Annotated in this window: 19 protein-coding genes; 11 read left to right on the forward strand and 8 right to left on the reverse strand. The window is 44.7% G+C overall.

The window, feature by feature from the left end:
* Positions 1–26: 26 nt before the first annotated feature.
* Positions 27–812 carry a hypothetical protein gene (locus QT998_RS23185; RefSeq protein WP_333118033.1) on the forward strand — a complete coding sequence of 262 codons (786 nt, stop codon included), beginning with the start codon at positions 27–29 and terminating at the stop codon, positions 810–812.
* A gap of 183 nt (positions 813–995) precedes the next feature.
* Here the strand turns inward: QT998_RS23185 and QT998_RS23190 are convergent, their stop codons facing one another.
* The 3 genes from QT998_RS23190 to QT998_RS23200 are packed head-to-tail and all read right to left on the reverse strand — an operon-like array spanning position 996 to position 2082.
* Positions 996–1397 (reverse strand): DUF7689 domain-containing protein, encoded by a 402-nt coding sequence (locus QT998_RS23190; RefSeq protein ID WP_333118031.1) that lies wholly within the window; start codon positions 1395–1397, stop codon positions 996–998.
* Complete coding sequence (locus tag QT998_RS23195; protein ID WP_333118029.1) at positions 1390–1890, reverse strand: hypothetical protein; 501 nt, start codon at positions 1888–1890, stop codon at positions 1390–1392. Before QT998_RS23195 ends, QT998_RS23190 begins: the two co-directional genes overlap by 8 nt.
* A 39-nt stretch (positions 1891–1929) precedes the next feature.
* Positions 1930–2082, reverse strand: a complete 153-nt coding sequence (locus tag QT998_RS23200; protein ID WP_333118028.1) for a hypothetical protein — start codon at positions 2080–2082, stop codon at positions 1930–1932.
* Between the two features lie 477 nt (positions 2083–2559).
* Between QT998_RS23200 and QT998_RS23205 the strand changes: the two genes are divergently transcribed.
* The gene (locus QT998_RS23205; protein ID WP_333118026.1) at positions 2560–2784 is read left to right on the forward strand and encodes a DUF433 domain-containing protein; all 225 of its coding nucleotides are present in this window, start codon (positions 2560–2562) and stop codon (positions 2782–2784) included.
* Positions 2784–2999, forward strand: coding sequence for a DUF5615 family PIN-like protein (locus QT998_RS27585; protein ID WP_333207949.1), 216 nt, complete (start codon positions 2784–2786; stop codon positions 2997–2999). Before QT998_RS23205 ends, QT998_RS27585 begins: the two co-directional genes overlap by 1 nt.
* Before the next feature lie 292 nt (positions 3000–3291).
* Here the strand turns inward: QT998_RS27585 and QT998_RS23210 are convergent, their stop codons facing one another.
* Positions 3292–3486: a DUF4926 domain-containing protein gene (locus tag QT998_RS23210; RefSeq protein WP_442921544.1), complete on the reverse strand. Its 195-nt coding sequence runs from the start codon at positions 3484–3486 to the stop codon at positions 3292–3294.
* 44 nt (positions 3487–3530) lie between these two features.
* Positions 3531–4442: an acetylglutamate kinase gene (gene argB / locus QT998_RS23215; RefSeq protein WP_333089610.1), complete on the reverse strand. Its 912-nt coding sequence runs from the start codon at positions 4440–4442 to the stop codon at positions 3531–3533.
* Positions 4443–4688: 246 nt separating this feature from the next.
* On the opposite strand from argB, the gene QT998_RS23220 reads away from it, so the two are divergent.
* Entirely contained in the window at positions 4689–5480 is a 792-nt protein-coding gene (locus tag QT998_RS23220; protein WP_333089611.1) for an HAD family hydrolase, read from the forward strand.
* Between the two features lie 261 nt (positions 5481–5741).
* Here QT998_RS23220 and mreD read toward each other — a convergent pair whose 3' ends face one another.
* The 3 genes from mreD to QT998_RS23235 all read right to left on the reverse strand — a co-directional run bounded on the left by mreD (position 5742) and on the right by QT998_RS23235 (position 8206).
* Positions 5742–6308 carry a rod shape-determining protein MreD gene (mreD, locus tag QT998_RS23225; protein ID WP_333089613.1) on the reverse strand — a complete coding sequence of 189 codons (567 nt, stop codon included), beginning with the start codon at positions 6306–6308 and terminating at the stop codon, positions 5742–5744.
* Entirely contained in the window at positions 6308–7111 is an 804-nt protein-coding gene (gene mreC / locus QT998_RS23230; RefSeq protein ID WP_333089615.1) for a rod shape-determining protein MreC, read from the reverse strand. The genes mreD and mreC overlap by 1 nt, the downstream gene beginning before the upstream one ends.
* Before the next feature lie 87 nt (positions 7112–7198).
* Positions 7199–8206, reverse strand: coding sequence for a rod shape-determining protein (locus tag QT998_RS23235; RefSeq protein WP_194009048.1), 1008 nt, complete (start codon positions 8204–8206; stop codon positions 7199–7201).
* Between the two features lie 331 nt (positions 8207–8537).
* Between QT998_RS23235 and QT998_RS23240 the strand changes: the two genes are divergently transcribed.
* The 7 genes from QT998_RS23240 to QT998_RS23270 all read left to right on the forward strand — a co-directional run bounded on the left by QT998_RS23240 (position 8538) and on the right by QT998_RS23270 (position 17486).
* Positions 8538–8897, forward strand: a complete 360-nt coding sequence (locus QT998_RS23240; protein WP_333089616.1) for a single-stranded DNA-binding protein — start codon at positions 8538–8540, stop codon at positions 8895–8897.
* A gap of 47 nt (positions 8898–8944) precedes the next feature.
* A complete protein-coding gene (locus QT998_RS23245; protein WP_333089824.1) occupies positions 8945–9466 on the forward strand; it encodes a tetratricopeptide repeat protein in 522 nt (173 codons plus the stop codon).
* Positions 9467–9755: 289 nt separating this feature from the next.
* Positions 9756–11756 carry an adenylate/guanylate cyclase domain-containing protein gene (locus tag QT998_RS23250; protein ID WP_333089618.1) on the forward strand — a complete coding sequence of 667 codons (2001 nt, stop codon included), beginning with the start codon at positions 9756–9758 and terminating at the stop codon, positions 11754–11756.
* Between the two features lie 342 nt (positions 11757–12098).
* On the forward strand, positions 12099–13403 hold the full coding sequence (locus tag QT998_RS23255) for a TldD/PmbA family protein (protein WP_333089619.1): 1305 nt from the start codon (positions 12099–12101) through the stop codon (positions 13401–13403).
* 328 nt (positions 13404–13731) lie between these two features.
* On the forward strand, positions 13732–14559 hold the full coding sequence (locus tag QT998_RS23260; RefSeq protein WP_333218163.1) for a DUF3153 domain-containing protein: 828 nt from the start codon (positions 13732–13734) through the stop codon (positions 14557–14559).
* Between the two features lie 637 nt (positions 14560–15196).
* Entirely contained in the window at positions 15197–16009 is an 813-nt protein-coding gene (locus tag QT998_RS23265) for a segregation/condensation protein A (protein WP_333089624.1), read from the forward strand.
* A 316-nt stretch (positions 16010–16325) separates the two neighbouring features.
* Positions 16326–17486, forward strand: coding sequence for a sugar phosphate nucleotidyltransferase (locus QT998_RS23270; RefSeq protein WP_194009059.1), 1161 nt, complete (start codon positions 16326–16328; stop codon positions 17484–17486).
* Positions 17487–17651: the final 165 nt, after the last annotated feature.

Below are 17651 nucleotides of genomic sequence, written 5' to 3' on the forward strand. Positions count from 1 at the left end.
TTTTTGGCTGGCATACACTATAACTAATGATTGCTTATTTTTTTATATTATACAATCTAGCTGCGTCTCAGCTTAGTGAAGAGTTTGATCCGTACATTATTCGGTGTAAAACTAAGGCTGAAGCTGAAAAAATAATTAAAACAATTAATAAGTTTTGTCCGCCCTATATTCAAAGTTGGTGGATAGATACTCAGGATGAATTAGTTCGAGAGGGGACGAATATTCGCGAAAAATTGGCAATAATAATTCAAGAAGATATTCAAGAAATATCAGATGAATTATCTAATTATCTTGGTGATGCTTTAGAAGTAAAACTGAACATAAACCCGATTCAGTTTCCAAGTTTTGATTTTCCCGGAATTGATGCAAGAATTAAAGATGTACAAGTAGCCGTGGTAGAAATAGAAAGGAAAAAAGGTAAAAAAAGTCGTTGTTGTGACTCCGATCAAGTCTATTTTACTGATGAACCTGTTACCAAAAATCGCAATTTCTTTGAAGTTAATTTACGAGAAACATTAGAGTCAATAAATCTAAAAATAGATCGGCAAACTTTTAGAAACAGAGATTTGTTAGAACGAGTTATTAACAAACAGGTTTCTACTGATTTCAGAAGTGCTGAACGCCAAATCAATGATTACATCAACAGGTTTCAAAATGACTTCGATAGCGTTTTGAAGGAACGGGAAACGAAAGAAGCAGAAGCGCCGGAAATTCTGGCTCGTCTTGAGTATCAAAAAGCCAAGCTTATTGAGTACCTCAGTCAATTAAGTTCGATTCGGGAATCTCTCAATAGTTGGAAGCCAGTTACGTAAAGTTAGAGAAAGTACGAGCTCCCTTTTTCCCCGAAACAACCAAAAGGGCTCTCGCCTTTCCCATGCTGAATCCCAAAGTACGCGCGTGCGAAGCTATCGCGTAGGGAATCGCCCTTATTGTCCGTGCATTGCGAGATTCCTCCCCTAATTTACCGCACGTTTGAGAATGTGACCGACAACTCCCTACCTGTCGCCAACCAATCCATCAAGTTCGTGTTCGATATCTTCCAACCAGCCAAGCTTACTCGTCCACTTACCATTAGGCAATTGTCTGGCTGCATGAGTTGGAATACCCTTGGAATCAACATAGAGCCCTATTTTCTGATATCCAACTTCTAATCTATCGCCTTTACAAATTTCATATCCCAGCATTTCATAAGCCTGAATATACGCTTCTAGAGTCTCCTCTTGTGGCACGCCGTCAGGCCAATAAAATTGCTCTCCAGGTATCGGTTGCCACCAACGATCCTCTTCCCCAGCAGCCCCTGCAAAGCAGTTATATTCTTGAGATTTGGGGCTAGTAATTTGATAATCCGTGCGATACAAATTCGGCCACTTAAATTCAAATTCGGGTCTTCTATACATTCTCTTCAATCGCGTAGCCTTGATTTATACCCCACTCAATCCAAGCTGAAGCCATCTGTTTTATCCTTCCCCTTTGTTCTGGTTTAATCGGATTTTCCCCCGTAATTGCACCCAAAGCCGACAACCAGTAAACAGGATTTTTTTTCAATTCTGATAGCAACAGCGGTAGGATTTTAGTTCCCATACTAATAATTTCCTGATAGGCAGGATGCTGAGACATTTGGGCAGTTGAAGACAGTCCAGCAACATCTTCCTCCCAATCCGAGGCTAGTGCATAAAATTTGTTAACTATCTCTGGGGAGATTTCAGCCTTTTTGTTGAGAATATTTTGAGCGGTATTTTGTGAAGAAACTTTTTCCTGTGCGAGTAAGTTTTCTATGCCTATTAAAACTAACTCTTCTATCGAGACATTTAAGTTGTTCGCGAGTTTTTGTAATTTTAGTAGGCGTTCATCTGAAAGGGCGATCGCGATCGTGTTCATCTGATTTACCAACTAGCATTATGCCTAAAGTATAACAAATAAATTATAGTTTCACGTTTTTTTTAGGGCAGCTTTCACAGCAGGATGAATCAATTCTTCGGGAATTCGATTGCGCTCAATATAAGTATTTATTTCTTCCTGCTTATCCAAATAAAAGCTCAATGCGTCAAAAATTTGAGCTAATTTCAGATGAGGTAATTGCATCGGAATTTCTTCAGGAGTAATACCCAAACGCGACAATTCACGGAAGTTCTCGTTCCCGCGATAATTGGTTCCCCTTGCAAGATTTCAGGGTGAGGTGCGACATAACGCGAAGCAGATTGTGTAGTCATGGGAGATTAACCGGACAGATCGATCTTGATTATAACTTACCCTACAACGCCGTCAGACTAATTGTAGTTTAACATGACCTAATATTCACTTTTCAAATGTTAAGCAGATTTTACTATTTGTGGCGAGATCCCTTTTCCCCCAAATAACCAAAAGGGATCTTGGCTTTCCCATGATGAATCCCAAAGTACGCGCGTGCGAAGCTATCCCGTAGGGAATCGCCCTTATTGTCCGTGCATTGCGAGATCCCTTTTCTCCGAAACAACCAAAAGGGATCTCGCCTTTCCTTAAGTTAAAATATAAGTTGTCAGATTAGATAATATAACTTATCAGATTAAACAAGGACAAGTTATGCCTGTAAACTGGAGAGAACATATCGTTAGTACCCCCGATGTACTGCGAGGTAAACCAAGAATCAAAGGAACTAGAATTCCCGTTAGTCTAATTTTAGGATATTTAACATCCAATAACACTGTCGAACAAATCATAGATGAGTTTCCAGATATCGCCAAAGAACAGATAGCTGCTTGTCTTGATTATGCTCGCGATTTGTCGAATTTTGAAACAGTTGCCTAATGAGTTTAAGATTCTTTATTGACCAATGCGTTCCTAAGTCTATTATTCAAATCCTTCGCGATAACGAACATGAAGTTTTTGTAGGGGGAGATTACATTCCAATTGAATCTCCAGATACTATTGTCATTGTCAAAGCTCAGGAATTAAATACCATACTTGTTTCTCTCAATGGAGACTTCGCAGATATTGTGACTTATCCGCCAAGTTCATATTAAGGAATCATTTCTCTTCAACTGAGAAATCACCCGGAAATAATTCCTCAGTTGATGGCAAGGCTAACAGAATACTTATCATTGCACGATAGTGAGGAGCATTATCGAGGTAAATTACTACTGGTAGAAGTTTACAGAATTCGCATTCGAGAGTAAAGATTGATAGCGCTATCCCTTTTTTCCCCAAACAACCAAAAGGGATATCGCCTTTTCCATGTCGAATCCCTGCATTGCGAGATCCCTTATTGTCCGAAAGTGCGAGATCCCTTATCCAACTTTCATTCCCCTCACATTACTAAGCAACTGCAAGTTCATATTGCGGAATTAAAATTTCATATACCTTCAAAATAGCCATAGCATATTCAATCCCTTGACTATCAGCAAATTCCACTAAATACTGACATTCTCTTCCCGTATCATAGACTTCAACAACAGTTTCCACAAGTCCTACTGGCAAACTAGAAAGCAATTCTCTGGACGGGTAAAGCAATGATTTATCGCTTCACTTACCCGCCCCAAACTAAAATTCACGCCCTACTTATACCTTAACTTCCCCCCGCTAAACTCAGAAGCAACAATCATCGAGCCAATCCCCGCATCCGTAAATATTTCTTGCAGCAAAGCATGAGGAATTCGCCCGTCAATAATGTGAGCGCCCTTCACACCCTGAGCCAAACTTCGCACACAACAATTAACCTTCGGAATCATCCCCCCAGACACAACTCCCGACTCAACTAACTGTCTCGCTTCTTGAATATCCAACTTAGCAATCAGACTCTCCGGCTTGTGATAATCCTCCAAAATTCCCGCAGTATCAGTCATCAAAATCAACTTTTCTGCATCCAAACCAGCCGCAATTTCCCCGGCTACGGTGTCAGCATTAATGTTGTAAGATTGACCGCGTTCATCCGCCGCCACGCTCGATACCACGGGAATATAACCGCTGTTCACCAAGGACTCCAAAATGTTGGTGTCCACGCCGCTAACTTCACCAACAAATCCAATTCCCTCGCGGCCATCTGGACGAGCTTGAATCAGATTCGCATCCTTGCCGCACAATCCCACTGCTTTGCCGCCTGCTTGGTTGATTAACGAAACAATTTCCTTATTTACTTTCCCCACTAAAACCATTTCTACGACTTCCATTGTGGCCGCATCAGTTACTCGCAAACCATCCTTAAATTGCGGCTCAATTCCCAATTTTTCCAGCCAAATATTAATTTCTGGGCCGCCGCCGTGAACTACAACCGGACGCATCCCCACGCAAGCTAGGAGCACAATATCCCGAACTACTTTGTCTTTGAGAGTGCTATCTTTCATCGCTGCACCGCCATATTTGACTACAATTGTGCGGCCAGCAAAGTTTTGAATGTAAGGTAGTGCTTCGGAAAGCACCTCTACTCGATTAGTGTCTGGATTCCTAACAAAATCGCTTTGTTTGAGCATGGGTAATTTACAAAAGACTAAAAACTTAATTCTAAACTTTAATGGCTAAAGCAAATATCAACAGCTACAAAAATCACTTTTTCCCTGGAATTTATCGACGATTTGCCCGATCGCCCTTTTTGAGAGCTATCCTCATAATTATCATAGGTTTTTTTAATGATATAGCTTGAAATTTTGTCTTATAACTTATAAAATTCTTGGTAAAGTCAAGAAATGTATCGTTATCCTTGATTTACTGAACCTTATATGTTAACTGCTGTCGCCCCCAATTCCGAAAACCCTCAGTACACGCTACCATCAGAGGCTGACTCGTCCCCCCGAATAACGGTATTTTGCGATTTAGACGGGCCGATTGTCGATGTGTCCGATCGCTACTACAGCACTTACAAACAGGGATTAGCCGACACTCAAGCAGCCTGTAGCGAGCGAGGAATCAGCCTCAACCTGCAAATCCTCAGCAAACAGCAGTTTTGGCAAATGAAACAAAATCGAGTCCCCGATGCTGAAATAGCCAAATCTTCCGGCTTGTCGGGAGAAGAAATTCACGTTTTTCTCGGATGCGTGAGTCGGATTGTCAATCAGCCAGACTTATTGCACCTAGATCGCATCCAGCCGGGAGTGCAATGGGCGATCGCGCTTTTGCACTCCCGCGGCGTGCGGCTGATTTTAGTCACCCTGCGGCCGAGACATCAAGCCGTTCAACTGTTGCAAAATTACGGTTTAGCCAGACTGTTTACCAGCATTCGCGGCACTCAAATGCCGGATGCTGCCTACCACAACTATACAGCCTTAAAAACCGAATTGTTAGCTGAAGTTGCCGAAGAATTTGAGTCATCTCTCGGTTCGGCTTGGATGATCGGAGATACCGAAGCAGATATCCTCGCAGGACAAGCATTGGGAATACCTACAATTGCCGTTACCTGTGGCATTCGCAGCCGCCATCAACTGCAAAAACACCAGCCTAATTTCATTCTCAGCGACTTGATTATTGCCGTTCATCACTTATTAGGAGCGGCCCCAAAGGCGATCGTTGAGTGACAACAGTTAACTGTTGACTGTTAACTGTTGACTGTTAACTGTTGACTGCTGACTGTTAACTGTTGACTGCTGACTGTTGTTAGTTGTCGGATGACTGTTATTAGTTGTCGGTTGCTAGTTATTAGTTTTTAGTTTTTGGTTGTTATTAGCTAATGCTTTCAGACCAACTGCCAACAACCAACTGCCAATGACTAATGACTAATGACCAATGACCAATGACTACTGACTACTGACTACTGACTACTGACTACTGACTACTGACTAAGATTTTTCTAAACTCCTAGTCATTTCCCACAAGTGATTGAGGGGAAAATAAATCACCGGAGCCCAAAGACTGCTGAGAATAGCAGAACACAAAGCCACTCGCTGGTGATCGCTCCAAATTTCTACTAAACCCCGATCGCCCATAGCCAAAAATTGTAGCCCCATTACCGTTTCCGCCACCACCGCCATCGCAAACACAATTAGGGCGATCGGAATCGGATCTCTCTCAACAATATCCGCCGGAATCGACCAGGTTTTGAGCAAAACAACCGTTAAGACTCCTACAATAACTAGACTCACAGCGTGGCTAGGATGAGGAGCAGTCATCGCATCTTGAAGAAACCCCAAAACCACGCCCATGCTAGCGGCTCCCCAAACTGTACGTTTCCGCTTAATGCTCCAAGCTACTAACCAAATTAACAGCCAGTTAGGGCTAATTCCCAGCAATTCCATTCCCGGCATCCGAGCAGGCAATATTAGTAAGCACAGCAGCACAGAAGCAAATGTAACGCCAAAGTTGAGAAATTTGCGCGATCGCCCAAACATTCTAGATAAAGCCTTCATTACTGCTTTTCTCCCCCATCCGGCGTAGAAGATTCACCAGCAGCATTCTTTTGTTCAACTTCCTTAGAGTGAGGGTAAATCACCGCCCATTCCAGAGAATTCATCGGTGCAGAAAACTCAACAATAGCTTCAGGAGCCGGAGTTTTATTCATATCCACGGAAACGATTTTTCCTACCGGCAAACCAGCAGGGAACAACTGACTGAAAGAAGAAGTTGAAACCACATCCCCAGGTTTGACATTGGGAACATTATCAAAAAACTCCATCACAGCCTGATTTCCGCCTTTACCGCGCATAAAACCCATGTTGCGACTGCGAGTAATTCCCACACCCAATTGACTCGTAGGATCGCTGACTAAAAGCACCAAGCTAGTATTAGGAGTAACGCTGACAACTCGACCTACCAAACCGCCAGGGCCCATCACAGTAAAATCTGTTTTTATGCCATCATTACTGCCGCGTCCCAAAGTAATTTGCTGCCACCAGTGGTCAGCGCTGCGGCCGACAATAGGAGCGACAATTCCTTTAGGTTGTTTAGCAGAAACATAACCTAAAAGCTCTTTTAGCTTTTGATTTTGAGCTTCCGATTCTAATAGTCGCGCTTGCAATTCTTGAGTCCGCGCCGAGATGAGTTGCTCTTGTCCTGAGCCGTTGGCTTGAAAAGGACGAGACACCCAATTGTAAACTTCAAACAGTGGAGCACCTTGTGTTTGTCTAACTCCCCAAGCAGCAGTTACAGCTAAACCTAAAAGAGCTATTGGTAGACGCAGATCCCACCACCTGCGGATTGTGTTTTTTAGCATAATCTCAGTAATGTAAAATTGTTATGTCAGGATTTTAGATTTGAGATGGCAGCCCTATTTCTAAATCCAAAATCCCAAATTTGTTAACTACATATTGCGCGACGACTGCCCGCTGAAAACCCGTTCCAATTGTTTGTTTTCCAAGACCCTACCCGTGCCCAAAACCACGCAGCACAGAGGATCGGCTGCCACATGAGTGACAATTCCTGTTTCGTGACTGATCAGAGTATCTAAACCTTTCATCAGCGCCCCGCCGCCGGCCAGCATAATTCCCCTGTCAATAATATCTGCTGCTAATTCCGGGGGGGTGCGTTCCAAAGTACGCTTGACAGCTTCCACAATTACTGAAAGCGGTTCCGACATACTTTCGCGAATTTCTGGGCCTTTGATTGTCACAGTTCGCGGCAGACCGGAGAGCAAGTGCAAGCCCCGCACTTCCATAATTACGTCGTCATCCTCAGTCGTCGGATATGCAGAGCCCACTTGAATTTTAATTTCTTCAGCAGTGCGTTCGCCGATGACCAAATTGTGAACTTTTTTCATGTATTGGACGATCGACTCATTGAGTTCGTCACCCGCTACCCGCACAGACTCGCTGATCACCGTACCTTGCAAGCTCAAAACGGCAACTTCCGTCGTACCCCCGCCGATATCTATAATCATATTGCCAGTCGCCTCAGCAACAGGCAGTCCGGCCCCGATCGCCGCAGCGATAGGTTCATCAATTAAACGTACTTCTCTAGCGCCAGCCTGAGTAGCCGCTTCAATGACCGCCCGCCTCTCCACTCCGGTGACACCGCTGGGGATGCCAATAATTATCCGGGGCGAAACCAAGCTTCGGCCTTCGTGAACCCTGCGGATAAAAGTCTTGAGCATGAGTTCGGCAGTATCGAAGTCTGCGATTACCCCGTCGCGAAGCGGGCGCAGTGCTATAACGTTCCCTGGCGTGCGCCCGAGCATTTTTTTAGCATCTTCTCCGACAGCCAGCGGTATTTTTAAGTCTTGGTCGATCGCCACTACAGACGGTTCTTGCAGAACAATACCTTTGCCGGATACATAAACGAGCGTGTTAGCAGTACCGAGGTCGATACCCATATCTCTAGATAAGGAAAATCGATTGAGAAGACCCACTGATTTGTACCCCCCCCCAAACTAAAATACTAATGTGTGCAATAATGTTGTTACAAAAGTGTAACCGAGGTGGATTCTATTACGTTTTTCATTCTGAGTCTAGTCAGAAACGTACATTGTCGATCGCGAGTTGAGTGAAGACTCGCCAATCATCCACAATCAATATGTTCTGGTAAGTGGGTGTAAAATCAGGATGAAGCCCTGATTCGCGCTGTTACAAGTTAAGCTGGCAGACGATCGCGAGTCCAGGAGAGTTTAACTACACCACCAATCGAGCACATTCCCGAAAAAGTTTATGAGTCTTAATGTTGTGACTTTAGTAGGCCGCGTCGGCGGCGACCCGGACGTAAAATATTTTGAGTCGGGTACAGTTAAGTGTAATTTGACGCTGGCAGTCAATCGCCGAACCAAAAACAGCGATCAGCCAGACTGGTTCAATCTGGAAATCTGGGGTAAAACAGCTCAGATTGCTGCTGACTACGTTCGCAAAGGTTCTCTCATTGGCGTAACAGGCTCTTTGAAGTTCGATCGCTGGCAAGACCGCAATACCGGTTCAAATCGCTCGAAGCCGGTAATTAAGGTAGACCAGTTAGACTTGCTGGGTTCCAAACGGGACAATGAATCGGGTATGTCGCAAAACAACAGCGAATTCTAGTGTTTGGGGCATTTGGGAAGTAATATGTGTCAATTGGGTGGGTGCTGGTGACTTCAGAAAAGTTAGAAATTGTTCAAACTGAGTATAAAGCAGGCCAAGTAGCTTTTGAGAGCGGCCGCTACGCTCAAGCTATCCAGAGTTTAGAAACAGCTACCGGTTTGGTTGATCGCACTTCCCGGTTGGGCGGCGAGGTGCAAATGTGGCTGGTGACGGCCTACGAAGCCTCTGGCGATACAGAAAGGGCGATCGAGCTTTGCCGCAAACTCACCCGCCATCCCCGCCAAGAAACCCGCCAGCAAGCAAAGCGCTTGCTATTCATACTCGAAGCCCCCAAACTCACCATCCCTCCCGAATGGATGGTCAAAATCCCCGATTTAGCAGCTTTGGATGAAAATCAATCAATCAGTTTTCAAGCCAATCCCAAGGCTGATATCAAATACGCCAAACCCAAATTAGTTGCACCGGAACCTGTTGATTTGAGCCAGGTTAATACGAAAGATAATAGGTTTATTTGGGTGGCATTAATTGCAACAATTATAATTTTTTGCTCTTTAGTATGGCTAAGTTAGGCTAACTTCTACTTAATGCAAACAACCCTAACCCAGCCGCGCTTAGCGCATTTCAATACTTGACGATCGTTTACATAGTTCCTTTTTACAGGGCCTATCTACTTAAACGGTGAAAAAATATTAATTTCCAACCCTTAGCAAAGGGTTACTCTTGCTGAGTGTAAAAAATTGTATCAAAATTCAGCATTTCCGATCGTCCATGACAAAATAGGCAGCAACAGTTCGATCTATCGCTCAGGGTTATTTTTTGTCCCGTAATGGCAACATTACTTGCCAAAGCTTGTTAAGGATGCCATTATTACCTGGACTTTTCAGAAAAATTTCCCTACAAATACTGCTAATTGTTCCATTTGTTGTCCAAACAGTTGGAGCAGTGGCTGTTGTTGGTTATCTTTCCTATAGAAACGGTCAAAAAGCAGTAAATGATGTAGCTACTCAGTTGCGGAATGATACTAGCGATCGCATCAAGCAAAATCTAACTTATCTGGTTGCTATTCCCTTTCAATCCTTTGAAACCTATGATGCAGCCCTGCTCCAAAACCGTATCAATCTTAATAATGGGAGAGACGTAGAGAAGTTTCTATGGGGACAACTCCCTGCCTTTCCCCTGATTGCTGCCGCAGCTTTTGTTACCCCAAATCAGGAGTTTTTTGCTGGTGAGCGGCAGGATGATGGCGCGATCGTCATCCGTACTTCGGAGGTAGAAAATAACCACACTTTGACGACCTATACCACCAGTCCTTCAGGGGAACGCCGAGAAATTATCAACGCCGGGAAACCTAACTTTGACCCCCGCAACCGCCCCTACTATAAAATTCCAGTGCAGCAAAAGCAAGCTGTTTGGGCAAAACTGTATCCTCACATTACAGGTAAATACCTATACATTGCCGCTGGGAAACCCATATATACCAAGACTGGAGCTCTCCAAGGAGTGTGGATGGCAAGCTTAAATCTGGTAATGTTTGGGGACTTTTTAAGTAAACTCAAAATTGGTAAAACTGGGCAAAGTTTTATTCTGGAACGTTCTGGAGAAATGATTGCCACCTCTACAGGGGAAAAGCCCTTTCAATATTACCCAGACAAGGTTGTCCAACTGCCAGAACAACGAATTGAACGACTCAACGTTGTCAATAGTAGCAATGCCCTCACCAAAAAAGCGAGTCAAGCTTTGCTAGAGCAGTTTCATGATTTTCAAAATATCCAAGCATCTCATCAACTGAAATTTACCGTCGCTGGTAAAAATTATTTCGTCCAAGTCGATCCTTTTCGAGATGGTAAAGGTATTGACTGGTTGGTGGTGGTGACTATTCCAGAAGCAGACTTTATGAATCAGATTCATGCTAATACTCAGACTACAATCCTGCTCTGTTTAGCAACTTTGATTTTGGCAATTTTGTTGGGTATTCTGACCGCTCGCCGGATTATCCGTCCTGTGGAGCGGATCACCACTGCTTCGGAAGCGATCGCTGGGGGCAATCTCAACCAACAAGTCGAGGTTAGTTCCATCGTTGAACTTGGCAAATTAGCCAACGTTTTTAACGGCATGACCCAACAACTGAAGGATTCTCTAGATGCCCTCCATTTGGCAAATGAAGAGTTGGAAGATAGAGTGGAGCAAAGAACTGGAGAACTGCGCCAAGAAAAAGAAAGGTCAGAACAATTACTTTTGAATATCTTACCTGCAGAAATTGCCGATCGCCTCATGCGAACTAATGAATCCCCTGCTGAACATTTTGAAGAAGCCACGATTTTGTTTGCGGATATCGTAGGTTTTACTGGGATCTCGGCTCGGATAGAGCCGATGCAATTGGTAGCAGGTTTGAACCAAATTTTCTCTGCCTTCGATCAACTCACTGAAAAGTATGGTTTAGAGAAAATTAAAACCATTGGGGATGCCTACATGGTAGTTGGTGGTTTACCCGTTTCTCGAACGGATCATGCCGAAGCGATCGCCAACATGGCGTTGGATATGCACGCCTATATGCAAGAGGTGGAGAATATTTTTGGGGAATCTCTACAAATTCGGATCGGGATTAATACGGGGCCTGTAATTGCGGGAGTAATTGGGATTAAGAAATTTATCTATGACCTCTGGGGTGATGCGGTGAATATCGCCTCAAGGATGGAATCCCACGGTAAACCGGGATACATTCAAGTCTCCGATGCGACTTATCTCAAATTACAGCATAAATACTTACTAGAGCCAAGGGGTACGATCCAGGTCAAGGGAAGAGGAGAAATGATGACCTATTGGCTTTTGGGTCGGGGGGGGATCAATATTAGCCACTAGCATTCGATAGGTGAATAACTGTTAACTTGTTCTTCCAGCCAGGGAAAAGTTTTGGCGCTATAAAATGCTTCGGAAGATGAATTCTATCAAGCGATGGATGGTTTTACGATCCGGTGTCGAGAAACCGGTTTTTTTTTTTTGCGAATCTGTCGGCTACAGCGCGTCTTCTCAGTAAAAACCAGGTTTCTAAGTCTTTGCGAGTTCTGGTCACACCCAAAATCAAACAAACCGGGTTTTTCGCAGTTTTTCGGCGGTGTATCGATATTTTGGGAAAAAACCCGGTTTCTGGCCACATCCAAAATCGCTAAAATAAAACAAAGACCAACCAGAAAGGCGATTATTGTGAGCGATTCCACCATAGAACAGATATTGAAATTGGCCTCTCAGCGAGCCTCGGCCGCTGAAGTATACTACCTGTCGAGTCAAGACACGCCGATCGAATTTGAAAACAATCGCCTCAAATCCCTGCAAACCAAAGCACTGCAAGGCGTAGCACTCCGGCTGATTTACAATGGCAAAATCGGTTTTGCCAGTTCCACAGACTTAACCCGGATAGACGATTTAGTAGATGCAGCCATTCAAACTGCCGAAATCGGCGATCCCGCAGAATTTGAACTCGCCTCCAACTTCCACCTAAAAGGCCCGGAAACCACCTACACTCCGCCCACAACTGCCGAATTAGTCGAAAACGGCAAAAACCTCATCGAGCAAGTTCACGCCTACAATCCCGATATTATGGTAGATGTAGGCTTTCACGTCCGCAGCGGCCGCGTCAAAATTGCCACGACGCGAGATGTGTATGCCGAAAGAAGCAGCCAAATAGTCAGTGGTACTATTGCTGGCAATTTGGTCAAAGGAGAAGACTTTATGCAAGCATACAGTTACGATGTCGCGCGCGATCGGGCGATCGACACCAACAGCATCCTCCAATCACTCCTCGAAAAATACCGCCTCGCCGAACATCCAGCCACCATCGCCAGCGGTTCCTACCCAGTATTGTTCACCCCCAGAGCCGCCGCCAGCACATTAGGAAGTTTGTTTGATACCATCCTTTCAGGTCAAGCAGTCGTCCAAAAAGCCTCTCCCCTAGCCGACAAAATCGGCGAAACCTTATTTGATGAACGCTTCACCTTTTTTGAAGACCCTACTTTAGGCCCTTCCGCCTGTCCCTTCGACGACGAAGGTACGCCCACCACCCGCAAAGTCTTGATAGACAAAGGCACCGTCACCGGATTTTATTGGGATCGCAGGTGGGCCGCTCGCGCCGGTGTACAATCAACCGGCAACGGTTTTCGCGGTGGATTGTCGCGCCCAGGCCCAGATTTGACTAACTTCTGCATTTCCCCAGGAAACACCAGCATCCAAGACTTGATTGCTAGCATGGATGAAGGTCTAATAGTAGAGCAAGTTTTAGGTGCCGGTCAATCCAATCAGTTAGCAGGAGAATTTTCAGTCAATTTAGACTTAGGCTATAAAGTAGAAAAAGGCAAAATTGTCGGTCGCGTCAAGAATACAATGGTGGCAGGCAGCATTTTTGAAGCCTTTAAAAATTTGGCAGATTTGAGCAGCGAAGCCGAATGGGTAGGCGGTGCGGCCTATTTGCCGAGTATGCTGTTTCAACAGTTGGGTGTCGCTTCAAGGCAATAAGTTGAGTGCTCCTAGAAAAACTTTTGCCATAAAAATGTTATGACGCTTGACCCCAAAAACCCGGTTTCTGCCAAAAACCGTCGGTGAAATCGCCAATACTGTTAAGAAACCGGGTTTTTATTCCGCAGTGCGTAATATCGTTTCCCGTTGCATCGGAATGATGTTAACCGTCAACAGTCAACAGTCAACAGTCAACGCCTGAATTTACTATTCCGATCAAGAGAGGATTTGATATAAGTTGAGAGTTGTCAGAAAAAAACAGAAACTGTGTCGGCAAATTATCGCTTTGCTAAGTCATGCAAATAGGAAAAAATAGGGAAAAGGTACAATGAAAGAGCAAAATGTCAAGGATAGAACTGGGAAGAAGAAAAAGCACTTTTTCTTTCTTTTACCTTTTGTTCTTTGCCTTTTAACTCTAGTGACTGGATGTGTTCAGTACGATGTCGGAGTCAACTTTCAAAGTCAAACTCGCGGCGAAATTGTCCAGCACATTAAACTGGGGGAAAAGTTGACCAGCTTCAGCAGCGAAACAGTTGGAGATTGGTTGAACAGCGTAGAACAGCGGGTGAGGTTGCTGAACGGAAAAACTAAACGGCTTTCCGAGACAGAAGTTATGGTGACTATTCCTTTTAATAATGGAGCCGAGTTACAAAACAAGTTCAACAAATTCTACAATCCGATCGCACAAACCACCAAAAATCATCCCGTCGCAAGTAAGCTAGAAACCGATTTACCGAAGTTTGAATCTCACATGGATGTCAAGCAAAATAATTGGTTATTGGTGCTGCGAAATCGGTTGAGTTTGGAATTGGATTTGCGCTCTCTTTCCCTGCTTTCCTCAAACGGCAGTTTGCTACTGAGTCCGGGGGGGCTTTTGGAGCTAGAATTTAGCTTGAACACTCCTTGGGGCGCAGAAAGTATGGAAACTGTCGCCGGTGCGCTCGTACCCGAAATTTACCGCGAAGGAAAGCAGTTAGTTTGGAAGCTGAAACCAGGGGAAATTAACTATTTGGAGGCGACATTCTGGATTCCGAGTCCCGTAGGAATTGGGGCGTTAATTATTGCCTTATTTGTAGTGGCGGGCGTTGCTTTGAAATATCAAATATTGCCAGGACTCGGAATCGGCAAGAAACCGCAAAACCTCGGCCAAGCCTAAAGAGGATATATTTGATCGGGGCGAGTCATATCGTGTCCGGTTGATTACCATAACAAAAACGGTTCGTAGTGCGGACAACCGTCCGCTCTTAAGTTACGGACGCTGACTGATGTACTACGAACTTTATCTAGGAAAATACTTCGGACAGTCTTAGGCCCGATCCAATATCTGAAACCCATGCTGGCTATAGTGTGGACTATTTTTTCAAAGTTTAAGTTGAGCCTTAAGTTTGAAAAAAAGATTAAAAATGTGAAGGCTTGCACTGTAAAGCTTCCAGAGGCTTTAAAAAACTGTCCGAAGTATTGCTTAGGATAGAAAACTTAATAACTTAAGCACCTCCTACAGTTTTATTTCCTGCAAGTTGCGAGATAATAAGGAGGTAGATACTCTGGATTTGCATTACCAGGCTCTTCCTGGTAATGAGCCAATTTAGGATAAAAAAATCGGTTTTTTTGTTGGTAAATGTATCAGTTTAAAATCTAAAACTTGTTCGCTAGCGAAGTCAGATAAATTCCGGTTGCACTCATACATGATGTTAACAGTTAACAGTTAACAGTCAACAGTTAACAGTCAACAGTGAATTTACTATTCCGATGCTAACGGATTTGATATCAAAGAATCTAAAATCTAAAATCGAATGGTTGTTTCCAGAGACCAAAATGGTTTAGAAACGATTTCTGAGGGGATCGCAATTTTAATTGATTTGGCAGAACGGGGAGAAATCAATCCTTGGGACGTGCAAGTCATTGAAGTGTTCGATCGATGTTTGAGCAAACTGACAAACGCCTGCGATGCCGATAGGGGTACGGATTTCTCCGATTTGTCCCACTCGGGTCAAGCGTTTTTGTACGCTTCAATGCTGGTGCTGCTCAAAGCAGAAAGTATCGTTCTCTCTGAACCCCCCGCAAATCCTGAATTCGACGAGGTCGCGCTAGAAGACTCAGAGCATTCGGGAGGGCGACATTTGCCGCAGCATTTGGAGCGACAATTGCGCCGTCGCGGTGTCGCTCAACTCCCACAAAAACGCCCGGTGACTCTCCCGGAACTAATCGAGCAGTTGCAGCTTATGAAAGCAGCAATGGAGCAGACAGTTGCTCCCCGCCGCCGCCCGACCTCAAAAATGCGATCGCAAGCAGCCCAGGCTATTTTTGAGCTAGCTCACCAAGAAAATCTTGTGGAAACTGCTAGCGAACTAGAACGGCTTCTGACAGGGCGCGGGTCTGAAATTGATGAGGGTTGGCTCGACTTGGAAGAACTTCTGGAACTTTGGCGCCATCACGATTTGCACTCTCCTGTTGATGCCGAGTCCCCCCTATCGACTGGGGAAGTTCACTTGCCAAATCATGACCGCGTGGGTGTTTTTTGGGCGTTGTTGTTGCTGTCGGCTCAGTCTAAAGTAGAGTTGCTTCAAGAGGAGTTTTACCAAGACCTCAAAATCCGGCCGCTGTGAACTGAAACGGCATGGTAGTCAACCTGGGAAACCAATAACTCTCCCCCTGCGTCGGTTAAGACTTTAGGCAGAACCTTGCTCGCCGACATTCTAAGGCTGAGTATGAAACGCGGACAGCCCGATTGCGAAGTTCTGGTTAATTCTCGATTCCTGATTTTTTAAATCTAGTAAATAGGGAATAAATCATTAATAGCCTGGTACGATGTCGCCTATAAACAAGTCGGGATTGTGCTGCGATCGCACCGATCGCGATCGCAACCGCTAGCATCTAAGTGTTGAGTTGATATCAATTAATAGAGGGTTGAGGAAGTTAATAATGAAAGCGATGATTCTGGCGGCCGGTAAAGGCACTCGCGTCCGTCCCATTACTCAGACAATACCCAAACCGATGATTCCGATCCTGCAAAAGCCAGTGATGGAATTTTTGGTTGAATTGCTCCGGCAGCACGGGTTCGATCAGATTATGGTCAATGTTTCTCACTTGGCCGACGTGATTGAGAACTATTTCCGAGACGGTCAAAAGTTTGGGGTACAAATTGGCTATTCTTTTGAAGGCCGGATTGAAGACGGAAAAATGATTGGAGAAGCCATCGGTTCGGCTGGCGGCATGAAACGGATTCAGGATTTTTCACCGTTTTTTGATGATACTTTTGTGGTGCTGTGCGGGGACGCTTTGATTGACTTGGACTTGACTGCTGCTGTGAAGTGGCACCGGGAAAAAGGGGCGATCGCTACTATTGTGATGAAATCTGTTCCTCGGGAACAAGTTCCTAGTTACGGAGTGGTGGTGACAGACGATTCTGGCAGAATTAAAGCTTTCCAAGAAAAACCTTCTGTAGAAGAAGCTCTGAGTACCGACATCAATACTGGGATTTATATTTTTGAACCGGAAATATTCAATTACATCCCTTCGGGTAAGGAGTACGATATCGGTTCCGAGTTATTCCCCGCGTTAGTAGAAGCAGGGGCTCCGTTTTACGGAATTAGCATGGACTTTGAGTGGGTGGATATTGGCAAAGTTCCTGACTATTGGCGGGCAATTCAGAGCGTGCTGTTGGGAGAAATTAAAAATGTTTCAATTCCGGGAATTGAAGTGCGCCCCGGCGTTTACGCTGGTTTGAATGTGGCTGTGAACTGGGATAAGGTTGATATTACCGGGCCTGTTTACATTGGCGGGATGACCATTATTGAGGATGGAGCAAAAATTGTGGGCCCGACAATGATCGGCCCAAATTGTTGGGTGTGCAGCGGGGCGACTGTGCAAAACAGTGTGATTTTTGAGTATTCCCGTTTAGGCCCAGAGGTGCGGTTGATTGACAAACTGGTGTTCGGGCGCTATTGCGTTGACAAAACCGGAGCTGCGATCGATTTGCAAGAAGCGGCGCTCGATTGGCTGATTACTGACGCTCGCCAAGTTTTGCCTACTCAACACGGAGAAGAGCGGCGGGCGATCGCAGCAATTCTCGGTAATCTTTAATAATTGGTGTAGCCTTTCGAGCGTAACATGAGGTGCTCTCGTGGGCATAGGCCTCCGTAGCCTCCGTGGGCATACCTCACCACGCGATCGAACCGCTATAGTGGGTATTTTCTAAAGGTAAGGTGCTGGTAACGAATAAAAATCGTTTGTAGTGAGGACTTTAGT

This window comes from Microcoleus sp. S1D4, from assembly GCF_036700765.1.
GTDB lineage: Bacteria > Cyanobacteriota > Cyanobacteriia > Cyanobacteriales > Microcoleaceae > Microcoleus.